We start from the raw sequence: 775 nt of genomic DNA on the forward strand, positions 1-775 counted from the left end.
GCGGCTGGCACCCGACGCCCGGCACGCTCGCGGCCGGTCAGGTCTCGCGCGAACGCCGCGGCGGCAAGCGCGTCCGGTTCGCGGGCGGCCGGCTGGAGCACCGCGACGACGCCCTGCCTTCGCTGGACTGGGCCTTCCCCGAGCCGCTCGGCACCCGGCCGGTGCTCGGCGAGTTCTCGATGGCCGACATCGTGACCATCCCGCGGCACCTGGCGGTCCCTTCGGTGACGTCGTACATGACGGTGGACGCGGCCCAGGGCCTGGCCGCGGCGGCCGAGCGCGACTCGGCGGAGACGTTCGTGGTGGACGTCCGGGTGCGGCGTGGCGGCGAAGAACGCCGGGCGGTGGCGCGCGGCGAGGACATCTACGCGGTCAGCGCGCCGCTGGCGGTGGAGGCGGTGGAACGGATCCTGACCGGGCGGACGCGCGTGAAGGGCGTCGCGCCGGCGGGGGAGATCTTCGACGCGCCGGACTTCCTGCGCGCGCTGGCGCCGCGCGTCGCCGTCGACTTCAGCTGAGCGAGCGGTAGCCGCCCGGGGTGGTCGCGTACTCGCGGCGGAAGGCTTTGGCGAAGGCGAACGCCGACCCGTAGCCGACGGCCGCGGCGACCTGCGCCAGCGGGCGGTCGGACTCGCGGAGCAGGCGCGCGGCCGTCGTCATGCGCCAGCGGGTGAGGTAGGTCAGCGGTGGTTCGCCGACCTGCGCCGTGAACCGGCGGGCGAAGGCCGCCCTGGAGAGCCCGGCCGCGGCGCCGAGCTGCTCGACGGTCCACGCC

At 76.4% G+C, this 775-nt stretch carries 1 protein-coding gene and 1 pseudogene; one reads left to right on the forward strand and one right to left on the reverse strand.

The features are described from left to right. Positions 1-518, forward strand: a pseudogene (locus G3I65_RS45795) (saccharopine dehydrogenase); the annotation flags it as partial. Here G3I65_RS45795 and G3I65_RS45800 read toward each other — a convergent pair. After that, positions 511-775, reverse strand: a 265-nt coding sequence (locus tag G3I65_RS45800) for a helix-turn-helix transcriptional regulator (protein WP_160701653.1), incomplete at its 5' end; no start/stop codon positions are given. The pseudogene G3I65_RS45795 and the gene G3I65_RS45800 overlap by 8 nt on opposite strands.

Origin of the sequence: Amycolatopsis sp. SID8362 (assembly GCF_010550475.1) — a bacterium.
Taxonomy (GTDB): domain Bacteria; phylum Actinomycetota; class Actinomycetes; order Mycobacteriales; family Pseudonocardiaceae; genus Amycolatopsis; species Amycolatopsis eburnea.